Raw genomic sequence first — 26,373 nt, forward strand, 5'->3', positions numbered from 1 at the left:
AATGGTCGGGAAGACAGGATTCGAACCTGCGACCCCTTGGTCCCAAACCAAGTGCTCTACCAAGCTGAGCTACTCCCCGTTTATATGGCGCGCCCGAGAGGAGTCGAACCCCTAACCTTTTGATCCGTAGTCAAACGCTCTATCCAATTGAGCTACGGGCGCATTTTTTAAAGCAACTCTTATATTATAATGATGTAAAGAACATTTGTCAACAACTTTTTTGGTGCGGCCGAGAGGACTTGAACCTCCACGGGGTTGCCCCCACTAGGCCCTCAACCTAGCGCGTCTGCCATTCCGCCACGACCGCTTAATGAAGCGACAAATACTATAATACCAAGATGAAGCATACATTTCAATGGTAATTAATGGTGCGGGTGAAGGGAGTCGAACCCCCACGCCTTGCGGCGCCAGATCCTAAGTCTGGTGCGTCTGCCAATTCCGCCACACCCGCAATATAAAATTAAAATGGTGAGCCATGAAGGACTCGAACCTTCGACCCTCTGATTAAAAGTCAGATGCTCTACCGACTGAGCTAATGGCTCATAAATAAAAATGGCTGGGCTAGCAGGATTCGAACCTGCGAGTGACGGAGTCAAAGTCCGGTGCCTTACCGCTTGGCTATAGCCCAATAAAATGGCGGTCCCGACGGGAATCGAACCCGCGATCTCCTGCGTGACAGGCAGGCATGTTAACCGCTACACCACGGGACCCTTGTATTAAACGATGATTATCTATGCTCGTTTATACAACTTGTTAACTGTCCCTTCCTCTTCAATCGACTCAAGGAAGCAAATTCGTCGGGATAACTCAAAGTTATTCAAGCAGCGCCGCTCATCGCTACACCTCGGGACCTGTTTATTTAATAAGATTTTTATAAGAAAGTGACCCGTACGGGATTCGAACCCGTGTTACCGCCGTGAAAGGGCGGTGTCTTAACCGCTTGACCAACGGGCCATTGTGAGAATATTCTGGCGGAGAAGGAGGGATTTGAACCCTCGCGCCGCTTACGCGACCTACACCCTTAGCAGGGGCGCCTCTTCAGCCACTTGAGTACTTCCCCAAATATGGCTCCGCAGGCAGGATTCGAACCTGCGACCGTTCGGTTAACAGCCGAATGCTCTACCACTGAGCTACTGCGGAATAATAATTAATCTTCGTCGAAATCGTGGTAATCATCTTATCGACTCTTTACATTATAAGGACGTGGTCGTAAAAAGTCAACCTTGTTTTTGAAAGAATTTATTAACCTCATGTCTTGTTTTTGTCCTGCGACAATTACTAAATATAATGCCTTTTTAGTCCATTGTCAATTCTTTTTCTAACACTAATTTCCCCCTGCATTTTCCGCATACATATCTCTTGGTATCAACAGCTCTTCTTCTCTGATAAGTTTGATTGCACTCTTTGCAAATATAGATGAGTATTTTCTTGGGTGTTCTTCTTTTTTGACGATCAGGCAAGGCGGAGCAAAATCGTGGTGCTCCCACTTTCTTCATTAACTGCCTAAAATCCTGGTCACGGTGTTTATATCCTCTTCCCTCTATATGCAAATGATAATGGCAAAGCTCATGCTTAATTATGCCGACAAGTTCTTCCATTCCAAGCTGCTCATAATATTTTTTATTTAGTTCTATATGATGAGAGTTTAACATATACCTTCCGCCCGTCGATCTAAGCCGGCCATTAAAGTAAGCTTGGTGGCGAAACGGTTTGCCGAAGCTATCTAAAGATATCTTTTCAACAAGTATTTGAAGATCTTTGTCATTCATTGCAATGTTTTCCCCTTTTATTGTAAACATGACAACCTATTATAGCATACATTATATATACCTTTTACAGAGAAGAAACAGTTCTTATTTTATGATCCATACTTTTCTTCCACGCGAAGGAAGCCATCCTATATACACATAAACCTTAAGGATAAAATCTAACACACGGGAGGTAATCATATGCCTGTTTGGTTTCAGAACCAAATCCAGCGTGCATTTTACGAGAAGGACCGTTATCAGATTAAATTATTAAATCAATGCTGGTTTTTTTATAGAAAAAAACACTGCTCATAGAAAAGCTGAGCGCCTTGTTCAGCTCCGACAAGCATAAGGCGAATCACGCAGGAAACCTCCCAAAGCTACGCTTTGGTCGGGCGATGTATCGCTGCCGAAGCTTTCCTTGTCCTGATTTTTGAAGTGATTTGGCTTATGACTCGAGGAGCTAGACGCTGAAGCTAGACAAAATAAGCAGTGTTTTTCCATTTAACTTGACGGGTCCAGCATAGTTAAGGCGACTCTTCCTTTCTGTTTATCTACAGAGTCAACCCAGACTGTGACTACATCTCCTACAGATACAACATCCAATGGATGTTTTACAAATTGGCGGCTAAGTTTGGAGATATGAACAAGGCCGTCCTGTTTGACTCCAATATCAACAAAAGCGCCAAAGTCGACTACGTTTCGTACTGTCCCTTGAAGTTCCATGCCCTCTTGTAAATCTTCGAGCTTTAAAACTTCTTTCTTTAAAAGAGGCTTCGGCAGTTCATCCCGGGGGTCCCGTTCAGGTCTCATTAGTGCATCGATTATATCTTTTAAAGTCAGCTCGCCAATTTCAAGTTCTTGTGCTGTTTGGCTAGTGTCCAATTCTTTTAGGGCATCTCTTAATGACTGGGTCCCCAGATCATTGGACTTAAAACCGAGATTAGCTAACAGCTTATTTACTTCTGCATACGTTTCAGGGTGAATGCCTGTCCTGTCCAATGGCTCTTTGCCATCAACAACTCTTAAGAATCCAATTGCCTGCTCATAAGTTTTCGCTCCAAGGCGCGGAATTTTTTTCAGCTGCTTGCGGTCTGCAAATTTTCCATCCTCTTCGCGCTTCTTGACTATATTATTGGCAACAGTTTTTGAGAGTCCGGCAACATGCTGAAGGAGTGACGATGATGCTGTATTGACATTGACACCCACTTGGTTTACTGCAGTTTCCACTACAAAGTCCAGCGACCCGGACAATCTCTTTTGAGATACATCATGCTGATATTGCCCCACTCCAACAGATTTTGGATCAATTTTCACAAGCTCTGCAAGCGGGTCTTGAAGGCGGCGCGCAATGGATATAGCACTCCTTTCTTCTACCTGCAGATCCGGGAATTCTTCTCTTGCCAAATCGGATGCAGAGTAAACACTTGCTCCTGCTTCATTAACGATTAGATAGAAAATCTCATCCTTCATTTCTTTTAGAATATCCGCAATAAATTGTTCGGTTTCTCTCGATGCAGTTCCATTACCGATCGCGACCATTTCTACCTTATAGGCATTGAGTATATGAATAACTTTTTCTCTTGCCTGTTTTGTTTTGGAAACAGGAGGATGAGGATAAATGACATCGATATTAAGCACTTTCCCTGTATCATCAACTACGGCCAGCTTGCAGCCTGTTCTATATGCAGGGTCTACCCCTAGTACAATCTTTCCTTTTAACGGAGGCTGCAGCAATAGTTTTCTAAGATTTTCCGAGAAGATCATAATTGCCTGCTCTTCCGCCTTTTCAGTTAATTCATTTCGTATTTCACGTTCAATGGAAGGCTGTATTAATCGCTTATAACCGTCCTCAATCGCTTCTTTTACAATTGGCGTTGCAAGAGCACGGCCATCCTGCACCCACTTTTTAAATAAGTAGTTCAGGATAAAGTCTGTATTCGGCTTAATGTTTATTTTTAATACATCTTCCTTTTCGCCTCTGTTTAATGCCAGCGTTCGATGAGGAACAATTTTATTAATTGGCTCCTCATATTCATAGTACATTTCAAAAACGCCCTTTTCGTCATTCTCTTTATTTTTAACAGACGACTCGATTGTTCCTTTTTTGGCAGTTTCCGTACGGATCCATTTCCTGCTGTCTGCTTCATCCGATACCCATTCTGCGATGATGTCTTTTGCACCGGTGATTGCTTCCTCAACAGTGTTTACTTCCTTTTCCTCGGACAAAAATTCTTTCGCTTTTATTTCAGGCTTTTCATTAAGTGAAAAGGTAAGCAGCCATTCAGCCAAAGGCTCAAGCCCCTTTTCTTTTGCCACAGTCGCTTTCGTACGGCGTTTTTGCTTGTAAGGGCGGTATAAATCCTCAACTTCCTGCAATTTAACTGCTTTTTCAATTTGGGCCTTTAATTCATCTGTCAATTTGCCCTGCTCTTCAATTAGACGGACTACTTCTTCTTTTCGCTGATTAAGATTTTGTATGTATTGCCAGCGCTCCATGATATCACGGATTTGAACCTCATCTAATGCGCCCGTCTGTTCTTTTCTGTACCGGGCAATAAAAGGGACGGTATTTCCTTCTTCCAGTAAGTTTATCGTATTTTTCACTTGTTTAACTGCAATTGAAAGTTCCCCTGCAATCATGTTTAACACTTGATCTTGTTTATCCAGTAATTTCTCCAAGTTCATTCCTCCATCATAGAGTTTCATCTTCCATTTTAACAAAAACTATTTAAAGTTTCACAATTTGCCATGGCGGCCCATTCTTTTTTAAACAAGGCTCTGCTAAAGCTCATTGTTGATATTGGCACCCTATTGATTGGAACGGAAGGCGCGAGACTCCAGCGGGAGAAGCGAGTCAAAAGGAGGCCCCGCAGGCCCAAGTAGCCGAGGAAGATCCCGGACCGCCCGCGTTCGCTGAGCTTGTTAAGTGGAAATCAACAGGCAAGTTTACCAGAGCCTAAAACAAAAAAGCTTACCCTGTTTTAGAGTAAGCTCCCAAGTATAAAAGTAGCATCATCAGCTGTTGATGGATACTGCTTTTTAATATCCTCCGAGATAAGATCAATAGGGAGAAATGCTTTTAGCAAAGATTTAACCCCTTGAATATTTAAGCCATCTGAGTATAGCAAGAATTTTGAATCAGCTTCATACGTAAAGCGTTGGGTGTGGAAAACCTGCGGCCTCCCTGATAGATACCCTGTCACAGGAAGAGGGTAGGTTAGTTTGCCAGTTGATGAGTAAAGGAAAAATCGGATATTTCCTACGCAGCTGTAGACAAAGTCCCTGGTGGCAAAATGCACCTTAAACAATGCAACGGCCGCCCCTCTTTTTTGTACAAGAACCTCATTGCAAAGCTTCATGAGTGTATCAACATCTTTCTCATGGTGCTCTTCTACAACTGCTATAACGGCCGAAGAAGCTTCATACGCAAATTCTCCGCTTCCAAGGCCGTCTGCTAGTACACATACAAAGTATTCATCTGTTGCGGTGAAATAATATCCATCCCCGCAGAATGACTTTCCTTCTTTAGCCGTCTGGTGAGCGATCACTTCGATGTTGTCTCTAACCAATTTGGTCATGAAAGGCACTCCGAGTTATTTGTTTCAGCATGGATAGCTTCCTGGAGTTTTTTGATCGCACGCCTTTGAAGTCTTGAGACATGCATTTGGGAAATCCCCAGCTTATCTCCTGCTTCTTTCTGGCTCATATTCTCAAGATATGTGTATTGAATAATCAATTTTTCTCTCTCAGATAAGACATGCAGGACTTTTTCAAGTACAAGCATTTGGTTTACTTTCTCGAAGCCCTCGTCCTCATTTCCAACGATATCCAGCAATGTTACTGTGCCGCCATCGGAATCAGCCTCGATCGAGTGGTCAACGGAAAGCGCCTGATAGCTTTTGCCCATTTCCATTGCTTCCAGCACTTCTTCTTCTGATACTCCGAGCACATCGGCAATTTCGTCCACTCGAGGAGACCGATGAAGCTCAGTTGTAAGCTCTTCAACGGTCGCCTTTATTTTCGGGCCTAGCTCTTTTATTCGGCGTGGCACATGGACACTCCATGTTTTATCCCTTAAAAAGCGCTTAATTTCACCAATAATTGTAGGAACCGCAAAGGCTTCGAACGTCTTTCCGTATGATTCATCATAACGGCGGATCGCCCCTAATAATCCGATAATGCCGACTTGGACAATATCTTCATGATACGATCTGCCTTTTGAATACTTACGGGCAATGGCTTCGACCAGGTTCTGATATTGAAGGACAAGCGCATTTTGGGCTTCTTCATCTTGGTGAAGCTGATAAGCCTTGATTAAAGCATTGGTTTCTTCTTTAGATTTTTGATTAGGTTGAGATTGTTTTTGCATCCCTCTCCACCTGCTCTCCCTCTAGGTATTTGGTCATGAAGACCGTAACACCCTCTTTGTGATGAATTCTCACTTCATCCATCAATGTTTCAATCAGGTATAGGCCCAAGCCTCCTTCACGCAAAAATTCCACAGAATCAGTCTGGTCATATGGTCCAATGCCTTGTCTCGCAGATTGGAAATCAAAACTCTTGCCGCTGTCTGCAACCATAACTTCAAGACGGTCATTATATAACCCAAATCCGATGACTACTTCACCCTGTTCATTCTGCTTGTATGCGTGTTGGACTGCATTGGTGCATGCTTCACTGGTAGCAATTTTTAAATCTTCAATTTCTTCGTAGGCAAATCCCATTCTGCTGGCAATCCCCGATAGAGTCAGGCGGATTACCCCAACAAATTCCGGCTTGGCCGGAATCTTCACCTCTATATAATCAAATGGTTCGTTCATTGTACTCCACCTTCAATCTCGCTGTTTATATCGATAATATCGGCTAGACCTGTAATTTCAAAAAGTCTCTTTAAGCGATCCGACAAACCTACAATTTTGAACTTGCCGTTATTGGCACGTACATTTTTAAATACACCAACAAATACGCCTAAGCCGGTACTATCCATATAAGAGACTTCAGATAGGTTTACCACCATTTCCACTCCTTCTTTTTCCGTTAAAGGAAAAAGCTCTTCCCGGAGCTTTGGAGCTGTATATGCATCAATTTCTCCGCTAACCATTGCTTCAATTAGCATATCATTTTCTTTTACATCTATTGTAATATTCATAACTGACCCACCTCTTTACATGTCAACTGCTTTTTACTACTTACCCGTTATTTAAACCGGTTAAACATTTCTTTTTAAAATAATTAAGGTAAAATCGTCTCGCAATTGAAAATGCTGGAGCTTTTCGAGTTCTTTATATACGCTATTAACAATTTCCTGTGCACTCAAATGAATATATTTCTTGATTAATTCAAGCAATGTTTCTTTTTCAATAAAACCTTCTTCAGTACGGCATTCAGTTACCCCATCTGACATTAATATAATCATATCTCCGGGATTTACTCCTTTTTCGTACTGGCGGTACTTAGTTTTTTTATCAATGCCAAGAAGAAGCCCCTTTGCCACTAACTCTGTAAATGCACCTTCTTTGGCATTATAGAAAAGCCCTGGTTCATGTCCGGCAGAACCATATGAGAACCTATGGGTCTTTATATCGTATATTCCATAGAACATCGTAATGAACATAGTCAAATCCACGTTCTGTTCCACAACCCGATTCAGGTTCTCAAGAACACTTTTAGGATCATTGCGGTTTTCAGGCAAACTATCCATGGCGTACTTGATCATGGACATACATAAAGCTGCCGGAAGGCCTTTTCCGATAACATCAGCAATTGCGATGCTAATGCTACCATTTTCATCCTGAACAAAATGGAAATAATCACCGTTCATATGTTTGGCAGGAACACTAATTGCGCCAATGTCCAATCCTTCTACAGAAGGAACCTGCGTTCCCAGCAGGGTTTGCTGCACGTTAGCAGCAATCTCCATTTCCGTTCTAAGTTCCTGCTGAATATGCTTCAAGTTCTGGTGCTCCCGATAGGCAAATCCATAGCCTATCATGACTTCCAGAAGGATATCAAAAGAATGGTGAACATACTCAGGCAAGTCCGGATACAGTTCACCCATCAGGCTTTTATGAACGCTGATAATCTCTTCAGGAGAGACTTTGTGTTCAATTGACTTCCTGCTGAACTTCTGGCCCTGATACAGAGCCTGTTCAGATTGTTCCTTTATATAATTCTCCAGAATATCCCGATACTTTGACTCCATCATTTCTCGGAAATCCATACCGCTTCCCCCTAACGGAGCCATTTAGTTGCTTTTATATCTGTTCCGGTTCCAGGATTGGAGTCAATTAAGAACTCATCCATTAACCGCTTGACACCTGGCAGGCCGGCTCCTAATCCCCCCGATGTTGAGAATCCATCTTCCATTACTTGGCGTAAATCATTTATTCCAGGGCCGCTGTCTACTGCAACTATACGCAATCCCGCTTTTCCGCCGTCATATATTTTTTCTATACAGATCTGTCCTTGTCCGGCGTATAAATAGATGTTCCGGGCAAGTTCACTAATGGCTGTAGTGATTCTAGCCTGGTCAACTGTACCAAAACCAAGCTCTTTAGCAACATTCCGCCCAAGCTGGCGGGCTGCAACGATGTCCCATTCGTTTATGATTTTAACGCAGGATTGGTTTTCCATACAGTTACTCCCCCAATTCCTGTTGTAATTTCTCCAAACCTTTTTCTAAATCTAATGCAGTAAGGACATCATCTAACCCAATACCTAACTCAATCAGCGTAATAGCTACGGCAGGCTGTATCCCGGTAATGACTACTTTTGCACCCATCAGTTTGGACATATTTATTACGTCGCCTAAAACTTTAGCGATGAATGAATCAATAAAGTCAATGGATGTTAAATCAATCACGACTCCATTCGCACTTGTTTCATGAATTTTATGAAGCAAATCCTCCTGAAACTGAAGTGCAGTCTGGTCATCTAATTCCCATTGGATGGAGACTAACAAACAATCGTTCAACTTTAAAATAGGAATTCGCACTCTCACTCCGCTCCCTCCACATTCACAATTTTGCGGCTTGTTAACTCAAGTGCCGCTTCTACTCCCTTTTTAAGCGTGTTCTTTGTGGTGAACTGATTTAAATCGATGCCCAAGTTTACAATTGTTTGGGCAATTTCAGGCCGAATGCCTACAAGCATGCATTTAGCCCCGACAAGCCTTACAGCATCAGCAGCCTGAATGATATGATGGGCTACCATCGTATCGACAACCGGCACACCGGTAATATCAATGAGAACCACTTCAGAACGGTGTTTAACAACTCCATTTAAAAGATTCTCCATGATCTGCTTTGCCCTCTCCGTATCAATCGTACCGACAAGCGGCATCACGGTAATCCCTTCGAAAACAGGTATCAGAGGAGCTGAAAGTTCCTGCAGGGCGATCTTTTGCAGAGAAACCGTTCTTTCCCATGTGGTTGAATACATATTAACGACTTCATTCACCATCGGGGTCATCCAGCTGTCAAATTCGTATACAATTTTCAACTGATTTTCTTTCGTAACAATCCCCGCATCTTGCATACCTTCAAATACAATTTTCCCAAAGGTTTGCAATCCCTTTGTCACAAAACTAAGAGGCCAGCCTAAGCGGACAATTTTCTCAGAGAAATCACTTAGTTTTGAAGTGAATTCTTCATTTGAACTTTTTATATTTGAAATAATCAGGTCAATAAATTCCCTGCTCGTCCCAATAAATACCTGGTCAGAAACTACCTTGGTGACTCTTTCATCCGCATTTTCCTTGGTGGCCTGAAGCCAGTCATTGAATATAGCGTCTTTATTATTTTGAATATAATTTAAAATTGTGGAATCCATTAGTTCCTCCCTATTTTATCATATATCTATTATTAGCCTTCCAAATTCCCTTTATTGTAAAGCAAACAAAAAATTTGTAAAAAAATAAATAATACCCGTTCGATATACATCTATTTAATGATAACAAGGGGTGCCAGTCAAATGATACCTATTATGATTCCCAAATAATACAACGTCGCATTTGTTATTTCGACAGTTTTTTATAAAAAACCTCTTTTCATTCTGTAAATAGGATTAATTAAAGAACTGACTCTTGAAAAGCTAAACTGAATAACATGTGTATTCTTCCATTTAATTGGGTATATTTACACAATCCGAACGGTTTTTAAAATATAAAAGACTTTCTTTTTTACCCTATTCCAAAAAGAGTAAACCTTTTTTGGCCAAAAACAAAAAAAACGCCCTTTAGAAGAGCGTTTTTGCTAAAATTCGATGAGGCCCAAGCTGATCTGCACGGCTTCATCCACTTTTTCCATCATTTCGTCATCGAGATGGGTTATTTTATCGGTTAAGCGTTGTTTATCAATTGTACGAATCTGTTCTAATAAGATGACCGAATCCCTTTCAAAACCATAACGCTTCGCATCAATTTCAACGTGAGTAGGCAGCTTAGCTTTTTGAATTTGAGCTGTGATTGCTGCAACAATTACTGTGGGACTAAACCGATTCCCGATGTCGTTTTGGATGACAAGCACTGGACGGACGCCGCCTTGTTCTGAACCAACAACTGGGGATAGGTCTGCAAAATAAACGTCACCACGTTTGACAATCAAAGGATTATCCTCCGCTTACTAGACGTTCAACTGTGTGTTCTGCCTCGTATTCCGCTTGAAATGCTTCAGATGCAATCGTCAAATTTATTTTCGCCATCTCCATATAGCCTCGTCTCATGGATTCGCGAATTTGTCTCTTTTTGCGTTCACGCAAATACATTTTGGTTGCCTGATAAATGAATTCGCTCCGGTTAACGTTTTCCTGCTTTGCAAATCCGTCTAACTCGGTTAAAAGATGTTGCGGTAATTTTACCATTATCTCTGTTGTTGTGCTGGACTCAGACACAAACATACACCTCCACCATCACTACACACCATTTTTATATCTACCATTTTCAATATTACCATTAATAACGCCTAATGCAAAGGGGGTTCTTTAATTCTTCTGTATTATCGGCCAAAAAAATAGCCTTTTATGCATTAAATTAAGAAAAGCGTGAGGTACCCGCCTATCAGCGAAAACCACTCGAACCGATGAAGCCCCTCCTAAGAGCTACCGTTTTTAGTCATGCGATGACTATGCTACCCAGCTTGGAAGATAGACAGTTATTGAAGTTTGAAACCCCAACCTTCTTTATGTGCTTTCATTATAGCAGATAATTGACTCCCCCGATAATATGGCCATCTCTTTTATATATGCGCGGAACCCGCGAAGATACCATACAGGTAACTTCATAGTTGATTGTTTCAAGTTTTTGGGCGATTTCATCTACGGGGATTTTATCGCCGCCCTGCTCGCCAATCAGAGTAACCTGAGTTCCAACAGGCATTTCATGAGGAAGCTTAATCATGCATTGATCCATACATATTCTGCCAACAATCGGAACCCTTATACCCTCTGCAAGTACTTCCTGCCCCTGAAGCTTTCGGATCCAGCCATCCGCATAACCAATCGGCAAAGTCGCGATCCATTCATCCTCACCGGCCTCATAAGTAGCGCCATAGCTAACCTTTTCACCTTTATGAAGCTTCTTGACATGGGAAATACGTGTATGAAGGGTAAAGGCTTCTTTCAGCGGAAAAGGAAGTTCAGTCTTCATTTCCATTGAAGGAGCCAGCCCGTACATGCTGATCCCCATTCTGACAGCATTTAAATGGGCCTGGGGAAACCTAAGACCTGCAGCACTATTGCTGGAATGGACATACTTCGGATCCTCCTCCATCCAGTCCGCCATCTCCTCAAATCGGCTTAACTGCTGTTCAAAATAAGCATTATCCAATGAGTCTGCTGTGGCAAAGTGGGTAAATGCCCCTTCTATTAGAAAACGCTTGTCCCCTTTGATAACGCTCTCAATTTCCTGAAGCTCTTCCCGCCTGCGAATGCCCAGGCGTCCCATTCCTGTGTCAAACTTCAAGTGGATATGAAGTGTATTTACACTCTCGATATAACCTTTGGCAGCAGCAAGCCAATCCTTTTGGAAAACCGTAAGAGCAATATTCTCTTTGGCTGCATCACCCGCATTTTCCGGACGGCTTGCACCCATTACCAAAATTGGGGCTGCAATCTTTTTCTTTCTCAAAGCCATTGCCTCATCCAGTGTTGCAACCGCAAGATAGGAAGCACCTGCATTCAATGCAACTTCAGCCACAGCGGCATCGCCATGCCCATAACCGTTTGCCTTCACAACAGCAATGACAATTGTGCCTTCCTCTACATGCTTTTTCATTGACTCTACATTATATGAAATATGGTCAAGATTTATCTCTGCCCATGTATCTCTGTATATTTTTGTTTGTTCACCCATTGATGTATTCACGTCCTTTAGCCAGTGCCATAATTCTGTACATGTCGATTATTAAACTCCTCAGGAGTATTTGTCAAATGAATTATTTGGCCATAAATTTGGAATTTCTTTTTTCTAACGCAAATCGGTAAGTGCCTATGATTTTAACAAACCCTGATATATGGCCTAGTGACCGATATAACTGAAAAGTGACCGATAAAATGAAATTTTGACCGATATATTTAAAAAGTGACCGATAAAAACAAAATCTGACCGATAAATCTTTAAAAGCGGCCGATAATATGTAAGGCGAAATGGAAACAGCCTGAAAATCAATTTAATTCCCGGAAACTCAACCTGATTTTCAGCAAAAACAAATAAATGCTCTGGAAACAACAATAAAACAGGCCCCTCTTGAGGACCTGTCTGAAGTAAGACCTTATTTCACCATGTCACCCTGTACGGAACGGGCAAGCATGGACATTTCTTCCGGAGATAAATCGTTGGAAGCAATTATATAATCAACACCCTGGTATGTCCATGAAATGGTGTTGTCAGATAAAGCTCCAATTGTGAATCCAAGATCAACCGGTTCCCCTTTGACTGAAGTTACAGAGGATGAAGTTGGCATTACAGTTGCTTTTTCCTGTACAAGCGTGAAGGATTTCTCGCCATCATAGGTTAAAACAACCCGCTTGCCGTCTTCTGTTTTCATTTCCTTCTCATCGACTAAATTCACTCCGGCGATTTCCATTTGAGGATATTTAACCGAGAATTCCTGTTCTTCCACCTCTGCCATAACCGGTACTTCCAGCTGGGCACCTGTCATGTTCTTCTGCATATCAAAGTCCTTTTTATCAAAGCTGGCATTAAACTTCACATTTGAAAATTCTACAGTTACAAGTGCTTTTTTATCCGGATCCATAACCTTAACGCTAACCGGTGACAAGTCCGACTTTTTCAAAGTAATTTCTTGCACAGGGAGAATTTGGTTATTCTGGTATCTTGTCTTCGTTTCAAACACATAATGATCTTTGGTAGCAGAGAATTTAGCTTCCTTATCCTCAATAATATCCTTTACTAGTGATTCATATAAATAAGCCTGGCTGCTGTTCTGCGGCCAATCACTCTGGAATCGGAAGCTTTTATTCAGCGCAGGAGTGAGGACAAATACGCCGTCATCGTTTCGCAGAATCATTTGGCTCTGGTCCTTTTGGGCATTTTTCAGGTTTACCCGGTAATAGGTTGGTTCCTTATGCCACACTTCAATATCATAGGTTTGCGGGTCAGTGCCCATCTGCAGGGTCATTTTGGCATCTGCCTTATACCCTTTAATGTCTTCCAGCTTATTGCCAAGCTCCTTTACAACATCGTCTTGTGATTTAGATCCACAGGCAGACAATGCAAAAACAACCATGAGCCCGGCAAGCAGCATTAACAACTTTTTCTTCATTCCTTCAGCCCCTTTGTCTCATTTCAGTGAGATCGGCCATTCCAATTGGCCTGTCTCTCCTATCGCACTATGAATATATGAGACAACCTTAGGGAATATGCTAGGAGGAATGGCAAGCTTTTTGAATTTCTTGCCTCTGTCAAATTGCCTGTTAATTTCCGCTCCAGGCACTCAGCTAACCGCGGGCGGCCCACGCTCCTGCGGGGTCTCCCTTTGACACGCTTCTCCCGCTGGAGTCTCGTGCCTTCCGCTCCAATCACCAGGGTGCCAAAATCAAAATGAGCTTTAACACAGCCAATTTCTTAAGCTTCTTCTATCACCACCTGTGCGACGGCATACTCTCTGCTGTGGGAGATTGACAGATGGACCCCCTTTTTAAAAGGCTTCGAAATAAATGGCTTTCCCAGTTCATCCTTTTCAATTTCAATATCCTGAAAAGAAAGCTTCTCGCCAATCCCGGTTCCGACCGCTTTGGAGAAGGCCTCTTTCGCAGCAAACCTCCCGGCAAGATATTCGGCACGCCTTTTTTCTGGCAGGTTATTATACACAGCCATCTCCTTCGAAGTCAGAATCCGCTCAGAAAACCGCTCCTGCCTGGCTATTATTTTTCGTATACGTTCAAGCTCAGCAATATCTATCCCAATACCGGAAATCATCTCTCATCTTCCTTCTAATTAGATTATTTGTTGCATAAAGAATACAGTAGATGCTTGGGTATGTACACACACAAAGACCGTACTGGCCTGTACAGACGCTTTACTCACATGAACAAGGGTTATTGCATGCTGAAAACTGCCTTTTCAGGCTATGATGGAGATATAAGAACCTTTAAACCCAAAATAATGGAGGATACCTATGTTTACGAGAACGGAGAGCTTAAAAGAATTTATTCGCTTTTACCCTGTTGTTTCCGCCATCATTTTTATCCATATCTTACTCTATTTATTAACAGTCATTCCTATTTTCCCCAATGTACTGATATTTGAAAAACTCGCGGGAGTCAATCTATTTATCATCCAGGGTGAATATTGGCGCCTTTTCACCCCAATGATTTTGCACAGCGGATTTCCCCATGTTCTATTTAACAGCTTTTCTCTTGTTCTATTTGGTCCTGCCCTGGAACGGATACTCGGGAAAACAAAATTCATCTTTCTATATGTCACAGCCGGGGTGGCAGCGAACATCGCCACACTCCTTTTGGAACCTATGACATATATACATGTTGGTGCGAGCGGAGCTATATTTGGTTTATTCGGCTTCTTCGCGGCGATTATTATCTTCCGGAAGGACCTCTTATCAAGGGAGAACTCGCAAATCATACTCACCATTACTGTAATTGGTGTGATCATGACCTTTTTGCAGCCAAACATCAATGTAACAGCCCATATTTTCGGGCTAATTGCCGGGTTCCTGATCGGTGCAGCTTTCCTTTCGAAAGGACGTCCTTCTATGGCATCAGGAATACCGCGTCCAGGAAGAATATCCGGATTGCGCCCTTCTCTAAAAGGATTACCAGCTTCCAGACTCATCCTTTGGGGTGTGGTTTTGCTGCTGGCTATACTGGGGTTTCTTGCAAGGTAATAAAAAAAGCGCTCATGGGCGCTTTTCTTTTTGTAAAGGAGTATTTCCATTCAAGCCTGTATAGGAGTACCATTTATATATCGCATATACATCATTTCGATCAAGATCAAGCACCGTTCCGCCTGTTCCACCGGTCCCGGACATGGCCACCGCTTCAATGGTAGCCAGACTCCGCCTTTTCTGAAAGAAGCTTTCGCTCATCGTAAGAGACTGGATGCGATTTTTCCTCATAAATACAGTCGTCCTGACTATACCGCGATACCTGAGAGCAAGCTGATGTGAACTAATATCCCAGCCCGCATCTTTGTACTTAAGATACGACCAGACAATTGAAATGATCAGCAGTAGCAGAGAGAAGTATCCCCACGGCCTGAAAAAAATGATTGGGGCAATGGTAAACGGCATTACCACCAGAAGCCCCCTCCATATATACCTATTGAGTGCTCTTTTTGGAGCTTTGAAAAATCCTGGCTGGAGTTCATAATCAGGCAAATGGGATTTTAGCAATCCAGCTACCCTGCTTCTTTTAACAATGGGCAAAACCATGACGCGGGCGCTTTCACTATCTTCAAGGGAACCGCCAGCGCTTTCGATATAAACAGTGGCTAAACCAATCGGCTGCCTTATAAGATTCTCACTGATTTGAATCGCCTGGATGCGGTGCAGCGGAATGGTAATTTGCCTTTTCTCCAGTAAACCTCTGGTTATGATTAATTCCTTTTCTGTTTTTTTCAGTGTGAAGCCGGCATACTTTAACATCGTTCCTACAAGGGCGATAATCCACGCAAGTAAAAAGCCGATAAAGACAAGAATGCTCACAAAAATGATGCCGTTTGCCATAAACCCTTCCAGTCCGGCAAAAACTTTTTCATAAGGAATGATTTCTTCAAATTGAAAAATGAAAGCAAACACTGCCGAAATAACGACTCCCACTCCACCTGAGGTCGAAGCAAGAAGCAGCAGCTCTCCTGCTGAGATTTTATAAATGACTTTCCGCCTTGTTGCTGCCGATTCTAATTCATTACGGTTTTCTGAGGGTTTATTTTTGGCCGACGAAAATGCCTGTTGAATATAATCAGCATCTTTCCTGGAAATAGCGGTCAGCACCGCTTCCGCATCTCCTGCACCGCTCGAACCAGCGGTTTCCACTTTCATCTTCACAAGCCCGAAAGGCCTCTGCAGCAGTCCTTCAGATAAGTCCAGACTTTGAATTCTTTCAAGCGGGATATACCTTTTCTTTCTGACTAAAATACCGTACTCAATCCGGAGCTCCCCTTCCTCCACCCTATAGGTATATCTTAGCCAGGATAGGACTCCGATGATAAACACGGCTATAACAACTCCAGCAGTAATAACCAGCTGAAACACTTCGCCGTTTCCGCCCCTGCTTCCGAAAACCACAAAGATTAAAAACGGGACAATTAATTCCTTCAGTTGCTTAAGGAAATTGGCTACAGCAGATATGGGATGAAGCCTTTTCGGATTAGACATCATCATCTGCAACCCTTGCCAATTGAGAAATGAAAAAACGAAGCTCCTCTGCTTCCTCCACATCCAACGCAGGAATCTCATGGACTGTAGCAGCAGTGGATATTGTCACAGTTGCCAACCGATACTTTCGCAAAATCGGTCCTTGCCTTGTGTCTACATGCTGTACCCGAATCATCGGGACAAGCGTTCTTTTAATAACAAAAATTCCACGCTTAAGTTCAATTTCATTTTCCCGAACCTCATATCTCCATCTCTTCCACCTTAATGCTGGAATGACCGTGATTAAAAAATAGGCATAGGCAGAAAAAAACATCAGGGCAGCCCCAATCACCCAGATAGGCCAATCGAATAGGATGGCTAAAGCAATGATTCCCCCTGATAAAAGCAAAGGAAATACAGAGTGGATCGTGCCGGAGATTCTCCACGCAAGCAGCCCCCGCGCCGGGATCCTTTTATGCGGCTCTGTAATCATGTAGTACCCCCTGAAATTCCAAAATATCACTCTTATTAGTATACATGACACCAAAAAGAAGTGTCTTCCTTTTATGAAAAAAGTGCGGGGGCGTTTGCTTAAATTTCAAAGCTCGAGTTTGCTTAAATTTCAAAGCTCGATTGGTCGATAAATTTAAGGCCATGTTTCGTCCTTAAGTCTTCAGCCAGATGGAATAATGCACTGTCCTTCATCTTCGCTTCAATCATACAATGGATTTCGGGCACAGAGCCTTTTATATTCTGAAGGAATTCCATGAACATATTAGAGTCGACATAATCGGCATGGGCCCTGAAATCCTTATCCGACTTCGGGCTGGAGATATGCATTTTCACAGGAAGTTTGGAATGATCCCATGTAGCAGAAGCCCTCTCCCACTGATCGATCCAGTTGTCGTTTTGAAAGTTTGCCTGATGGTGATGGTAATCAAAAACAAGCGGAATTCCAAGCTTTTCACAAAGATACAAGGTGTCATCAAGCGTAAAGGTCGTATCATCGTTCTCGAGGATAATCATTTGCTGAATCCCGGCTGGCGTGAACCCCCAATTGTGTATAAACTGCTCTAGAGCCTTTTCTTTATCGTCATAACCGCCGCCCACGTGGAGAACACAACGATGAGCCGGATCAACCCTCATTCCTTTTAAGAGAGCCTCATGCATGGCTAACGTTTTGATGGACATATTCAGCGTATCCACTTTTGGTGTATTAAGCAGCACAAAATGGTCCGGGTGAAAATCGACCCTCATCGGATGCTCCTCTAAAAAGTCCCCGATTTGGGATAAAGATTCTTTAAGAGGACGCATAAACTTCCAATCAGACAATTCCTCATGATTGGCAAGCGGAATTAACCGGGAGCTGAACCGGAAAAAATGAATATCATGAGCGGTATTATGCTTCAGCAAGCGGAGACAATTCTCCAGGTTAGAAACTGCAATCCGCTCAAGCCTGCCAATGGCTGCTTCTCGATCCTTGATTGCAGAAAATTGTTTGAAAGTCATCGTTTGCGAGGGCGAAGCATTTTTTAAATTCATGCTCATTGCGACATATCCGAGGCGTACAATCGTCATGTTTGGCTCCTCCTGTACCGGCGTTTTTCTTAGTATGTACGGCCGGGCGGAGAAATTACTCTAAAAGGCTGGTCAGGTTTAATAACGGCAAACTGACTTGCCAATTCTCACCGGAGACCTTTTCCCCCAACAAAAAAGAGAGCAGAAACTCTGCTCCCTCAAATTTACCGATAGCTATTGCTGTTTGATCGGTTGTTGTTATTATGGCGTTTTCCAGTGTGGCCTTGGCGGGATTTGTAGGATCCCTTTTGGCCTCCTTGTCTGCCTCTTCCGCCGTAGCCGCCGCGGCTCCGATCGTTTGGCTTTCGGTCACGCTTGGACGGAAGCGGCTTCTCTTCTGTAAGCTTAACCGGAGTTGTATCTGGTTCTTTTGTCAGCATTTTCAGCACAGCCTGAACAACTGTTGAAGCGTCCTTTTGGGCAAGCAATTCATCCGCAGCTTCTTTATAGCTGCCAAGGTTATTTTCCTCGATCGTTTGCAGGATTTTATCCATAACTGCTTTTTGCTGGCCTTCAAGTGCTTCATCCAGGGTTGGAGCATCCATGCGTTCCATTTTTCTCTTCGTTGTTTTTTCAACAACATGCAGATAAGATTTTTCACGCGGGTTGATAAACGTCATCGCAACGCCTGTTTTGCCGGCGCGTCCTGTACGCCCAATGCGGTGAACATAGCTTTCAGGATCCTGCGGAATATCAAAATTGTACACATGTGTAACGCCGGAAATATCCAATCCCCGTGCGGCAACATCTGTTGCTACAAGGACATCAATACTGCCTTCCTTAAATTTGCGCAAAACAGAAATACGCTTTGCCTGGCTTAAGTCTCCATGAATTCCTTCAGCCATGTATCCGCGCAGGTTCAATGCCTCTGCAAGCTCGTCAACGCGGCGCTTGGTGCGTCCAAAAACAATCGCCAATTCAGGTGATTGGATATCCAAAAGTCTTGTTAGAACATCAAATTTATTTTTTTCATGAACTTCAATGTAATATTGCTCAATAGACGATACAGTCATTTCTTTGGCCTGTACACGGACAACCTGAGGGTCTTTCATGAAGCGCTCTGCCATTCTGCGGATTGGGGCTGGCATAGTTGCCGAGAAAAGAAGCGTCTGGCGCTCTTCAGGAATCTGCGCAAGGATTGCTTCAATGTCATCAATAAAACCCATATTCAGCATTTCATCCGCTTCATCTAGAATTGCCGTATGGACATGATCAAGGCGCAGCGTTTTGCGGTTGATATGGTCCAGAATCCGTCCTGGCGTTCCAACAATAATATGCGGCTTATTCTTTAATGCACGAATTTGCCGGTTAATATCCTGGCCTCCATAAATGGAAAGGACTTTTGTTTTTTTGCCATAACCAATTTTATATAGCTCTTCAGATACTTGAATGGCAAGCTCGCGAGTTGGGGCGATAACGATTCCCTGGATAAAGTCCTTCGTGTTGTCAATTTTATCGATCATCGGAATACCAAAAGCAGCCGTTTTTCCTGTCCCTGTTTGCGCCTGGCCAATTAAATCTTTATTTTCTAAGCTCAATGGAATCGTTTGGGCCTGGATTGGAGTCGCTTCTTCAAACCCCATTCGTTTTAGTGATTTCATCGTCGCTGGGCTGATGCCCAAGTCTTGAAACTTTGTCAATGTATTCATTCTCCTTCTAATCATAGAAAAATTTTGTTCCCGCATATTTGCAGGCAGGAATTCTCCTGAAAATTGGCCTATGAGGCACTCTTCCGGACGATTATAAGAAAAGTTTAGGCATCCCTGAAAGGAGCCTTGAACCGGAAGAATCCGGCTTCATAAAGCTATACTTTCTTATTTTTATAAAAAGTGCGGTGTATTTTCGCTTAGAAGAGTCTCACTCAATATGAAACCCGCTTGAGGAAAGGATGAGGGTAAATTCAATCCCTATTTGATTTATGGACAAGTAGGTCTCTTGAAATGAATAGCTAACCTTATAAGATGGATAGCACTCAAAGCCTAACCGAAAGTACGTCATTGGCCAGGAAATTTCATTGCTTAGGCACAATCTCCTGCACATGCGTACTTCCGTATTTAATGAAAAAAGACATTCTCCTGCTGGAGTATGTCCGGGTTTCCAAAAGAAGTTCCTGTTGGCACTTTGGTGTTAATATTACCATTTTCAAGTAAGCAATGCAAACTTGACGACTGGCTGAAAACCTTATCATGCCGGCTTTTTCTTAAGAAATTCGAGGATTGCGTGAAAGAGCTGATCTCTTTCTTCACTATGGCAGATTAAATGCTTCGAGTCTTTTAAAAAAATCAGTTTTTTAGCAGAAGAACCTATATTTTTGTATAAGTATCGTGCACTTCTGGGAGGAACAACGCCATCGCTTTCCCCTTGTGCGATTAGAGTCGGTACGGTGACCTGATTCAGAATAGGCCTAACGGAAGCCACCAGACGGCGAAACTGGAGTGTGGCTGTTATAGGTGTCGCACTGATTTTTCGTTTGTACCTGACAAACATTTCATTGTCTGCCAAGTTTCCTCGAAAAGCATCCTTTGCCATATCATTAATATCTAAAAAAAGCTGTTTAGGATTTATGTAATAGGCAGCCGCACTGAGCAGAACCAATTTATCTACAGGATAATGTACGGTTAAATAACTGGCAATCAGGCCGCCCATTGAAAAACCGACCACATATACCTTTTCGCACCGGTCAATAAGCCCTTTTAGCTCTTCTTCCGCATGCTCAATCCATTTGTGATATGCGATGCCCTTAAGCTTTAATTCATCCCCGTGACCCGGCAAGGTTGGAACTGCAACCTCCCAGTCTGTATGTTCCTTTAAATAATCAACAAGGGGCTCCACTTCATAGGGGGCTCCTGTAAATCCATGTATACACATGCAGCCAATCATCCGTGGCACCGCCTTCTTTTTTTAAATGAAGTCCATTCTATTTTACACTTTTTCCTTTTTCCCATACTAATCAAACCTATTACAAGAGCTTGATTTAGTTCAGAGGAACGATAGAAAAATAATTCAAACCCCTGTTCCACGTGAAACAGGGGTTTATTAACTGTAATAACAGTTTTATCCAATTTATTTAGCGTAAGGATTTATATACCCTTCTGAAAGCTTCACAATCATTTCTTTCATTCGCTTCTGTTTGGTTTCCTCACGCTTGGCACTGGCGTATAGGAACGTTTGTAAAAAGGTGCCAGCGAATTGAAAAAGGAAAGGCATTCAGTATGCTGTTCCAGTTCCTGCATGATTCTGTTAAAGCTGTATCATTATGCGTTTCATCTTTATTAAACTGAGTTTCACTTTTTGCCGGAGAACTTCTTCTCTTGCTGCCCCCTACTTCCTTAGCAGGACGGAAGCGCATAGCCGACCAGGTTTCATCAATAGCGACTGACGCAATTCCTGTATAGCCAGCCTCCTTTACAGGCTCCCAGCCTTCATCTCTTGTCAAATCCTCAAACAAGAAGAGGACTTTTTCGGATAACTGAACCATAACTGTCCGTCATACCCAATTACATGCAAAGCCTGACCTGCATATTGCTGAACCTCGGCTTTATTTTTGACAAACACTTGCACAAAAGGGTATTGATCCATTTCCAGAGTCTCTTCTACCGTTACATTCTCAGGATGTTGATCTTTGCTATTTAAATACGGGCGCATACAAAACAAGCAGTTTCATATTGCCAGCGATTTTCAGTTTTTTGACTAAATCTGCAATCATTGCTCAATTTCCTCGTAAAAGTTATTGAAGGGCTGAGACGACCTCTTCTAACTTCATGCCTCTTGATGCTTTTACCAGTACGATTGTTTCGTTATCGACATGCTTTTTCAATTCTTCAATCAATGACTGTTTTTCTGTAAAAGCAAACACCCTTTCACCTGAAAGTGATTGCTCCGCCCCTTTGGCAATAAACTTGCCAAGCTTGCCGAATGTAAAGACATAATGAACTTTTTCCACATCTACTGATTTCCCAATGGTAAAATGGAAATCTTCCTCCTGAGGCCCAAGCTCCAGCATATCACCGAGAACCAGGATTTTCTTTTTATAGCCAGGCAGATTGGCAATAAGCTCAATCGCAGCATTCATAGAAGTCGGGCTTGCATTATAGGCATCATTGATAATCTTTTCGCCATTCTTCCCTTCTAAAAGCTCCATCCGCATATTGGTCAGCTTCAAGCTGGAGAAGCCTTTATTCATTTTTTCATACGGCACATCAAAATGGGAAGCTGCAATCATAGCCGCCAGCGCATTAAGAACATTATGCGTACCTAATACCGGCAGATAAAACTCTTCATTTGTGCCATTAATCTTAAAGGTACTGCCGCTGTCATTCTGTTCAATCCTAATCGGGTAGACATCATTTTTTTCGGTTCTGCCAAAGGTCCTTAAAGCAGCAGAACCCATGTAAGACTCTAATTTTTCATTAAGAAGCGGCTCGTCACCATAATAAATGACCAGTCCATTATCCTGAAGACCATTAACGATCTCAAGTTTCGCTTCCGCAATTCCTTCCCTGGATCCCAAATCCTGAAGATGGGACTCGCCTATATTCGTAATAATAACTGCTTCCGGACGGGCCAGCTTTGTCAGAAAATCAATTTCCCCTCGGCCGCTCATGCCCATTTCCAATACAGCAATTTCCGTGTCCTCTTCCAGTGCGAGAATCGTTAATGGCAGGCCGATATGGTTATTGTAGTTTCCTTCTGTCTTTTGAACCTTGTATTTTAAGGAAAGCAAATTTGCGGTCATATCCTTGGTTGTTGTTTTTCCATTGCTCCCTGTAATACCTACTGTTTTAACCTTTAGTTCGCCGCGGTAGCTTCTCGCCAATTCCTGGAGAGCTGTCAAAGTATCTTCAACCAGCAGAATCGGCAAATGAAGTGGAGGATTTGGGACATCCTTTTGCCATAACGCTGCGGCTGCCCCTTTTCGAAGGGCGTCTTCCACAAAACGATGGCCGTCCGAATTCTCCCCTTTAAAAGGGACAAACAGATTGCCTTGCCCGATTTTTCTTGAATCAATACTTACCCCCTTAACGGCGGTATCATAAAAAGATGAAAAATCATTCTCAATCTTAATCATCTGTCCAATCTCTTGAAGTGTTTTCTTAATCATACGGGGCCTCCTAATTTGATAGTTTTCAAAATGCACATATGGCAGCTGAAGCACTATCCGTTATGTATGAACAAAAGGAACACGACAAATATGCCGTGTTTCCTTGATAATGACGTTATTGCAGCCAAATGGCTTTACATTGTGTGTTTAATATTTTGTTTTTCAGCGTGGCGTTCGATGGCCAGATTTACAAGCTTTTCGATTAGTTGTGGATATTCAACACCAGTATGTTTCCAAAGAAGCGGGAACATGCTGAAAGGTGTAAAGCCAGGCATTGTATTCACTTCGTTAATGTATAGTTTACCCTCTCGTGTCAAAAAGAAATCAGCTCTGACAAGACCGGAGCAATCGAGGGCTTTAAATGCTTTGATCGCCATATCCTTCAGCTCGCTGTACTCCTTTTCAGAGATTTCAGCTGGTATGATCAAAGCTGTATCTCCATCTTCATATTTCGCTTTATAATCATAAAACTCCAATTTCGGAACAATCTCTCCGGCAACAGAGCATTCCGGATAGTCATTTCCAAGTACGCCAGCTTCAATTTCCCTTGCTGTCACGCCTTCTTCAATTATTATTTTACGGTCGAATTGGAAAGCTTCTTTAAACGCTTCCTCAAGCTCTGAACGATTCATACACTTGCTGATGCCCACACTCGAACCCAGGTTAGCCGGTTTAACAAAACAAGGGTAGCCGAGTTCCTTTTCAACTTTATCATAGGCAGCGGCTGTTTCATTTTCCCATTCACTGCGGATGAACCAGACATATTTCACCTGCGGAAGGTCTGCCTGTGCAAAGATATTTTTCATGATTACCTTATCCATGCCAGCAGATGAAGCCAATACCCCATTGCCTACATACGGAAGGTTGAGCAGTTCCAATAAGCCTTGAACCGTGCCATCTTCACCATTTGGACCGTGAAGCAGCGGAAATATAACATCAAAAGGACCTTTTTGCTGAGAATCCTGAAAAAGAGTCGGTGCCAATGCTGTTGGCGGAAGTGCTTCTCCCTGGGAAAATTCCAGTTCCTTCACACTGGAAACAGGGCCCTGTAATTGAGGGCCCTTAACCCATTGTCCTTCTTCGGATATATAAATTGGATGAATTTCAAATTTGTCTAAGTCCAACGCTTTGATTACAGCCATTGCTGTCTGCATCGATACTTTATGTTCTGCGGATTTTCCGCCGTACAATAGGCCAACCTTCGTTTTCATAAAAGAACCTCCATTATTCAATCATGGATTACCCGGCTTAGTTCGCCAAGTGGTATTTCCAGTATAAGTATCATCTCTTGTTTGCCCACCAGATCAAACACGTGCTGGTGAAGCTTCACTTTATTGTAACACTTTCTAATTTAAGAAAGGGAGTGATTACATGTTCAATTATTAAGGAATTTTTTTCTGCACGTACGCCCATATTCCTATATGTATGAAAAAGCATTGGAAAAGGAAACTTTTCTTATCCTTAAACCTGAAAAAATGCTCTTATTATTACTTCCTTTTCTTCCATAATTTAAAACCAAACTACCGAATTATTATTTTAAAATAACGCTTTATTTCTTATAATATAGAGATTCTTTCGATAAACCCTTAATAAATAGATTAGTAGTCAGAATTCATATAATTATTTTATTTTTAAAACAAATATTTTTACTCTTAACTTTTTATTTGAAACAGGATATAATCCCTCTATTGAAAACAAGTGTATTTTTAAGGAGGACAAAAATGAAAAGGTTCGGTTTGCTTCCCAGAATTATTTTAGCTATCGCTTTAGGTATTATACTAGGTTCTTTTTCTCCTGAATGGTTAATTAAACTATTCGCTACTTTTAATGGTCTGTTCGGAAACTTTCTAGGCTTTGCCATTCCATTAATCATCATCGGGTTCATCGCACCAGGGATCAGCAGCATGGGCAAAGGAGCCGGCAAACTGTTGGGCATTACAACTGGTTTTGCTTATGCCTCCACAGTTGCTGCAGGTTTATTGGCATTCTTCACAGCCACTTTCTTATATCCGATTCTACTAAAAAATCAAAGCTTCAAAGAATTTGAGAATCCGGAAGAAGCATTGCTTTCTCCATTTTTCCAGGTGGACATGCCTCCTGTTATGGGTGTTATGACAGCACTTCTTATTTCATTCACTTTGGGACTTGGCTTAGCGGCGATTAAAGGAAACACACTTCAAAATTCCATGAACGATTTCCGTGATGTTATCGAAAAATTGATTGAAAAAGTTATAATTCCATTGCTTCCTGTTCATATTTTCGGGATTTTTGCCAATATGACACAAGGCGGACAAGTTGGCGCCATCATGTCTGTTTTTGCAAAAGTGTTTGTTATGATTATTGCCCTTCATATTATCTTTTTACTGATTCAATATACAGCTGCAGGAAGTGTTACTAAAACAAATCCGATTAAGCTGATTAAAAACATGATGCCTGCTTACTTCACGGCACTTGGAACACAATCGTCCGCATCAACGATTCCTGTCACGCTAAAGCAGGTTAAAAAGCTTGGCGCACGTGAAAAAATTGCTGATTTCTCTGTTCCTTTACTGGCAACGATCCATCTGTCAGGAAGCACGATTACTCTTGTAAGCTGTGCAATTGCGGTTATGATGCTCCAAGGACAGACTGCTTCTTTCGCAGAAATCCTGCCGTTTGTCTTAATGCTCGGTGTAACCATGATTGCTGCACCAGGTGTTCCAGGCGGAGCTGTTATGGCGGCACTTGGATTGCTTGAAAGCATGCTCGGCTTCAACGAGACAATGATTGCCCTTATGATTGCTTTATATCTTGCTCAAGACAGCTTTGGAACAGCCTGCAACGTTACAGGTGACGGAGCGCTCACATTACTGTCTGACAAAGCAAGCGGAAAAGATAAAAAAGCGCAGCCACGGGCTGTAAAAGCAAGCTAATTAGAAAGGTGTCCCGAATGGGGCATCTTTTTTTGGGTTTGATCCGTGATTATCGGTTAATTTTTAAATATATCGGTCAGATCTTAATTTTATCGGTCACTTTTTCAATATATCGGTCAGATTTTGATTTTATCGGTCACTTTTTTGATATATCGGTCACTTTGCGCTGCACCAACTTTACATCACTTGGAAAGTGAAAA

The 26,373-nt window shown here is 42.3% G+C and carries 26 protein-coding genes and 10 tRNA genes; 3 read left to right on the plus strand and 33 right to left on the minus strand.

Annotated elements, in window-relative coordinates:
* Positions 1-2 precede the first annotated feature (2 nt).
* The 11 genes from IQ19_RS18940 to IQ19_RS18990 form a co-directional block, all read right to left on the minus strand.
* Positions 3-79: transfer RNA gene (locus IQ19_RS18940), tRNA-Pro, on the minus strand.
* A gap of 6 nt (positions 80-85) precedes the next feature.
* Positions 86-162, minus strand: a tRNA-Arg gene (locus IQ19_RS18945).
* Between the two features lie 59 nt (positions 163-221).
* A tRNA-Leu gene (locus IQ19_RS18950) sits at positions 222-307 on the minus strand.
* Between the two features lie 59 nt (positions 308-366).
* Positions 367-451, minus strand: a tRNA-Leu gene (locus tag IQ19_RS18955).
* Positions 452-466: 15 nt separating this feature from the next.
* Positions 467-542, minus strand: a tRNA-Lys gene (locus tag IQ19_RS18960).
* An 11-nt stretch (positions 543-553) separates the two neighbouring features.
* Positions 554-628: transfer RNA gene (locus IQ19_RS18965), tRNA-Gln, on the minus strand.
* Between the two features lie 6 nt (positions 629-634).
* Positions 635-710: transfer RNA gene (locus IQ19_RS18970), tRNA-Asp, on the minus strand.
* A 172-nt stretch (positions 711-882) separates the two neighbouring features.
* Positions 883-954, minus strand: a tRNA-Glu gene (locus IQ19_RS18975).
* A 15-nt stretch (positions 955-969) separates the two neighbouring features.
* Positions 970-1,060 (minus strand) — tRNA-Ser (locus tag IQ19_RS18980).
* Between the two features lie 5 nt (positions 1,061-1,065).
* Positions 1,066-1,140 (minus strand) — tRNA-Asn (locus tag IQ19_RS18985).
* A 155-nt stretch (positions 1,141-1,295) separates the two neighbouring features.
* Positions 1,296-1,769 (minus strand): SprT family protein, encoded by a 474-nt coding sequence (locus IQ19_RS18990; protein ID WP_144544108.1) that lies wholly within the window; start codon positions 1,767-1,769, stop codon positions 1,296-1,298.
* 180 nt (positions 1,770-1,949) lie between these two features.
* Here IQ19_RS18990 and cmpA point away from each other — a divergent pair, with 180 nt between their 5' ends.
* A complete protein-coding gene (gene cmpA / locus IQ19_RS18995; protein WP_009336300.1) occupies positions 1,950-2,063 on the plus strand; it encodes a cortex morphogenetic protein CmpA in 114 nt (37 codons plus the stop codon).
* A 189-nt stretch (positions 2,064-2,252) separates the two neighbouring features.
* On the opposite strand, the gene IQ19_RS19000 is transcribed toward cmpA, so the two are convergent.
* The 14 genes from IQ19_RS19000 to acpS form a co-directional block, all read right to left on the minus strand.
* Positions 2,253-4,430: a Tex family protein gene (locus tag IQ19_RS19000; protein ID WP_144544109.1), complete on the minus strand. Its 2,178-nt coding sequence runs from the start codon at positions 4,428-4,430 to the stop codon at positions 2,253-2,255.
* Positions 4,431-4,732: 302 nt separating this feature from the next.
* The gene (locus IQ19_RS19005; protein ID WP_144544110.1) at positions 4,733-5,329 is read right to left on the minus strand and encodes a PP2C family serine/threonine-protein phosphatase; all 597 of its coding nucleotides are present in this window, start codon (positions 5,327-5,329) and stop codon (positions 4,733-4,735) included.
* Positions 5,326-6,120: an RNA polymerase sigma factor SigB gene (gene sigB / locus IQ19_RS19010; RefSeq protein ID WP_144544111.1), complete on the minus strand. Its 795-nt coding sequence runs from the start codon at positions 6,118-6,120 to the stop codon at positions 5,326-5,328. The genes IQ19_RS19005 and sigB overlap by 4 nt, the downstream gene beginning before the upstream one ends.
* The gene (rsbW, locus tag IQ19_RS19015) at positions 6,098-6,571 is read right to left on the minus strand and encodes an anti-sigma B factor RsbW (protein WP_026580741.1); all 474 of its coding nucleotides are present in this window, start codon (positions 6,569-6,571) and stop codon (positions 6,098-6,100) included. The genes sigB and rsbW overlap by 23 nt, the downstream gene beginning before the upstream one ends.
* Complete coding sequence (locus IQ19_RS19020; protein ID WP_144544112.1) at positions 6,568-6,900, minus strand: anti-sigma factor antagonist; 333 nt, start codon at positions 6,898-6,900, stop codon at positions 6,568-6,570. Before IQ19_RS19020 ends, rsbW begins: the two co-directional genes overlap by 4 nt.
* A 60-nt stretch (positions 6,901-6,960) precedes the next feature.
* Positions 6,961-7,971, minus strand: a complete 1,011-nt coding sequence (locus tag IQ19_RS19025; protein ID WP_144544113.1) for a PP2C family protein-serine/threonine phosphatase — start codon at positions 7,969-7,971, stop codon at positions 6,961-6,963.
* Positions 7,972-7,982: 11 nt separating this feature from the next.
* A complete protein-coding gene (locus IQ19_RS19030) occupies positions 7,983-8,384 on the minus strand; it encodes an anti-sigma regulatory factor (protein ID WP_026580738.1) in 402 nt (133 codons plus the stop codon).
* Between the two features lie 4 nt (positions 8,385-8,388).
* Positions 8,389-8,745: an STAS domain-containing protein gene (locus IQ19_RS19035; protein WP_026041667.1), complete on the minus strand. Its 357-nt coding sequence runs from the start codon at positions 8,743-8,745 to the stop codon at positions 8,389-8,391.
* A gap of 2 nt (positions 8,746-8,747) precedes the next feature.
* Positions 8,748-9,581, minus strand: coding sequence for an RsbT co-antagonist protein RsbRA (locus IQ19_RS19040; protein WP_144544114.1), 834 nt, complete (start codon positions 9,579-9,581; stop codon positions 8,748-8,750).
* 422 nt (positions 9,582-10,003) lie between these two features.
* On the minus strand, positions 10,004-10,354 hold the full coding sequence (gene ndoA / locus IQ19_RS19045; RefSeq protein WP_009336311.1) for a type II toxin-antitoxin system endoribonuclease NdoA: 351 nt from the start codon (positions 10,352-10,354) through the stop codon (positions 10,004-10,006).
* Between the two features lie 4 nt (positions 10,355-10,358).
* Positions 10,359-10,640 carry a CopG family ribbon-helix-helix protein gene (locus tag IQ19_RS19050; RefSeq protein ID WP_035331931.1) on the minus strand — a complete coding sequence of 94 codons (282 nt, stop codon included), beginning with the start codon at positions 10,638-10,640 and terminating at the stop codon, positions 10,359-10,361.
* A gap of 301 nt (positions 10,641-10,941) precedes the next feature.
* Positions 10,942-12,099, minus strand: coding sequence for an alanine racemase (gene alr, locus IQ19_RS19055; RefSeq protein WP_144544115.1), 1,158 nt, complete (start codon positions 12,097-12,099; stop codon positions 10,942-10,944).
* Between the two features lie 418 nt (positions 12,100-12,517).
* Entirely contained in the window at positions 12,518-13,531 is a 1,014-nt protein-coding gene (locus IQ19_RS19060; RefSeq protein ID WP_144544116.1) for a LolA family protein, read from the minus strand.
* 302 nt (positions 13,532-13,833) lie between these two features.
* On the minus strand, positions 13,834-14,187 hold the full coding sequence (gene acpS / locus IQ19_RS19065; RefSeq protein ID WP_144544117.1) for a holo-ACP synthase: 354 nt from the start codon (positions 14,185-14,187) through the stop codon (positions 13,834-13,836).
* 199 nt (positions 14,188-14,386) lie between these two features.
* On the opposite strand from acpS, the gene IQ19_RS19070 reads away from it, so the two are divergent.
* Entirely contained in the window at positions 14,387-15,112 is a 726-nt protein-coding gene (locus IQ19_RS19070; RefSeq protein WP_144544118.1) for a rhomboid family intramembrane serine protease, read from the plus strand.
* Positions 15,113-15,124: 12 nt separating this feature from the next.
* Here the strand turns inward: IQ19_RS19070 and IQ19_RS19075 are convergent, their stop codons facing one another.
* The 8 genes from IQ19_RS19075 to IQ19_RS19115 all read right to left on the minus strand — a co-directional run bounded on the left by IQ19_RS19075 (position 15,125) and on the right by IQ19_RS19115 (position 24,472).
* Entirely contained in the window at positions 15,125-16,609 is a 1,485-nt protein-coding gene (locus IQ19_RS19075) for a PH domain-containing protein (RefSeq protein ID WP_415802602.1), read from the minus strand.
* Entirely contained in the window at positions 16,596-17,075 is a 480-nt protein-coding gene (locus IQ19_RS19080) for a PH domain-containing protein (RefSeq protein ID WP_144544119.1), read from the minus strand. The genes IQ19_RS19075 and IQ19_RS19080 overlap by 14 nt, the downstream gene beginning before the upstream one ends.
* Before the next feature lie 122 nt (positions 17,076-17,197).
* Positions 17,198-18,160, minus strand: a complete 963-nt coding sequence (uvsE, locus tag IQ19_RS19085) for a UV DNA damage repair endonuclease UvsE (RefSeq protein WP_144544120.1) — start codon at positions 18,158-18,160, stop codon at positions 17,198-17,200.
* A 164-nt stretch (positions 18,161-18,324) separates the two neighbouring features.
* Positions 18,325-19,800, minus strand: a complete 1,476-nt coding sequence (cshA, locus tag IQ19_RS19090) for a degradosome RNA helicase CshA (RefSeq protein ID WP_144544121.1) — start codon at positions 19,798-19,800, stop codon at positions 18,325-18,327.
* A 544-nt stretch (positions 19,801-20,344) separates the two neighbouring features.
* A complete protein-coding gene (locus tag IQ19_RS19095) occupies positions 20,345-21,040 on the minus strand; it encodes an alpha/beta hydrolase (protein WP_144544122.1) in 696 nt (231 codons plus the stop codon).
* A gap of 259 nt (positions 21,041-21,299) precedes the next feature.
* A complete protein-coding gene (locus IQ19_RS28155; RefSeq protein ID WP_144544124.1) occupies positions 21,300-21,638 on the minus strand; it encodes a hypothetical protein in 339 nt (112 codons plus the stop codon).
* A gap of 249 nt (positions 21,639-21,887) precedes the next feature.
* Complete coding sequence (locus tag IQ19_RS19110) at positions 21,888-23,261, minus strand: UDP-N-acetylmuramoyl-tripeptide--D-alanyl-D-alanine ligase (RefSeq protein WP_144544125.1); 1,374 nt, start codon at positions 23,259-23,261, stop codon at positions 21,888-21,890.
* 134 nt (positions 23,262-23,395) lie between these two features.
* Positions 23,396-24,472 carry a D-alanine--D-alanine ligase gene (locus IQ19_RS19115; RefSeq protein WP_144544126.1) on the minus strand — a complete coding sequence of 359 codons (1,077 nt, stop codon included), beginning with the start codon at positions 24,470-24,472 and terminating at the stop codon, positions 23,396-23,398.
* A gap of 510 nt (positions 24,473-24,982) precedes the next feature.
* Here IQ19_RS19115 and IQ19_RS19120 point away from each other — a divergent pair.
* Positions 24,983-26,173, plus strand: a complete 1,191-nt coding sequence (locus IQ19_RS19120; protein ID WP_144544127.1) for a dicarboxylate/amino acid:cation symporter — start codon at positions 24,983-24,985, stop codon at positions 26,171-26,173.
* The last annotated feature ends 200 nt before the right edge of the window (positions 26,174-26,373 follow it).

It is taken from the genome of Cytobacillus oceanisediminis (assembly GCF_007830235.1).
GTDB classification, from domain to species: domain Bacteria; phylum Bacillota; class Bacilli; order Bacillales; family Cytobacillaceae; genus Cytobacillus; species Cytobacillus oceanisediminis.

Excerpts from the sequence above, each read along its gene's own strand:
- IQ19_RS18990 (WP_144544108.1), bottom strand. The coding sequence starts at position 1,769 with ATGAATGACAAAGATCTTCAAATACTTGTTGAAAAGATATCTTTAGAT.
- cmpA (WP_009336300.1), top strand. The coding sequence starts at position 1,950 with ATGCCTGTTTGGTTTCAGAACCAAATCCAGCGTGCATTTTACGAGAAG.
- IQ19_RS19005 (WP_144544110.1), bottom strand. The coding sequence starts at position 5,329 with ATGACCAAATTGGTTAGAGACAACATCGAAGTGATCGCTCACCAGACG.
- sigB (WP_144544111.1), bottom strand. The coding sequence starts at position 6,120 with ATGCAAAAACAATCTCAACCTAATCAAAAATCTAAAGAAGAAACCAAT.
- rsbW (WP_026580741.1), bottom strand. The coding sequence starts at position 6,571 with ATGAACGAACCATTTGATTATATAGAGGTGAAGATTCCGGCCAAGCCG.
- IQ19_RS19020 (WP_144544112.1), bottom strand. The coding sequence starts at position 6,900 with ATGAATATTACAATAGATGTAAAAGAAAATGATATGCTAATTGAAGCA.
- IQ19_RS19025 (WP_144544113.1), bottom strand. The coding sequence starts at position 7,971 with ATGGATTTCCGAGAAATGATGGAGTCAAAGTATCGGGATATTCTGGAG.
- IQ19_RS19030 (WP_026580738.1), bottom strand. The coding sequence starts at position 8,384 with ATGGAAAACCAATCCTGCGTTAAAATCATAAACGAATGGGACATCGTT.
- IQ19_RS19040 (WP_144544114.1), bottom strand. The coding sequence starts at position 9,581 with ATGGATTCCACAATTTTAAATTATATTCAAAATAATAAAGACGCTATA.
- alr (WP_144544115.1), bottom strand. The coding sequence starts at position 12,099 with ATGGGTGAACAAACAAAAATATACAGAGATACATGGGCAGAGATAAAT.
- IQ19_RS19060 (WP_144544116.1), bottom strand. The coding sequence starts at position 13,531 with ATGAAGAAAAAGTTGTTAATGCTGCTTGCCGGGCTCATGGTTGTTTTT.
- acpS (WP_144544117.1), bottom strand. The coding sequence starts at position 14,187 with ATGATTTCCGGTATTGGGATAGATATTGCTGAGCTTGAACGTATACGA.
- IQ19_RS19070 (WP_144544118.1), top strand. The coding sequence starts at position 14,387 with ATGTTTACGAGAACGGAGAGCTTAAAAGAATTTATTCGCTTTTACCCT.
- IQ19_RS19075 (WP_415802602.1), bottom strand. The coding sequence starts at position 16,609 with ATGATGATGTCTAATCCGAAAAGGCTTCATCCCATATCTGCTGTAGCC.
- IQ19_RS19080 (WP_144544119.1), bottom strand. The coding sequence starts at position 17,075 with ATGATTACAGAGCCGCATAAAAGGATCCCGGCGCGGGGGCTGCTTGCG.
- uvsE (WP_144544120.1), bottom strand. The coding sequence starts at position 18,160 with ATGACGATTGTACGCCTCGGATATGTCGCAATGAGCATGAATTTAAAA.
- IQ19_RS19095 (WP_144544122.1), bottom strand. The coding sequence starts at position 21,040 with ATGATTGGCTGCATGTGTATACATGGATTTACAGGAGCCCCCTATGAA.
- IQ19_RS28155 (WP_144544124.1), bottom strand. The coding sequence starts at position 21,638 with ATGGTTCAGTTATCCGAAAAAGTCCTCTTCTTGTTTGAGGATTTGACA.
- IQ19_RS19110 (WP_144544125.1), bottom strand. The coding sequence starts at position 23,261 with ATGATTAAGAAAACACTTCAAGAGATTGGACAGATGATTAAGATTGAG.
- IQ19_RS19115 (WP_144544126.1), bottom strand. The coding sequence starts at position 24,472 with ATGAAAACGAAGGTTGGCCTATTGTACGGCGGAAAATCCGCAGAACAT.
- IQ19_RS19120 (WP_144544127.1), top strand. The coding sequence starts at position 24,983 with ATGAAAAGGTTCGGTTTGCTTCCCAGAATTATTTTAGCTATCGCTTTA.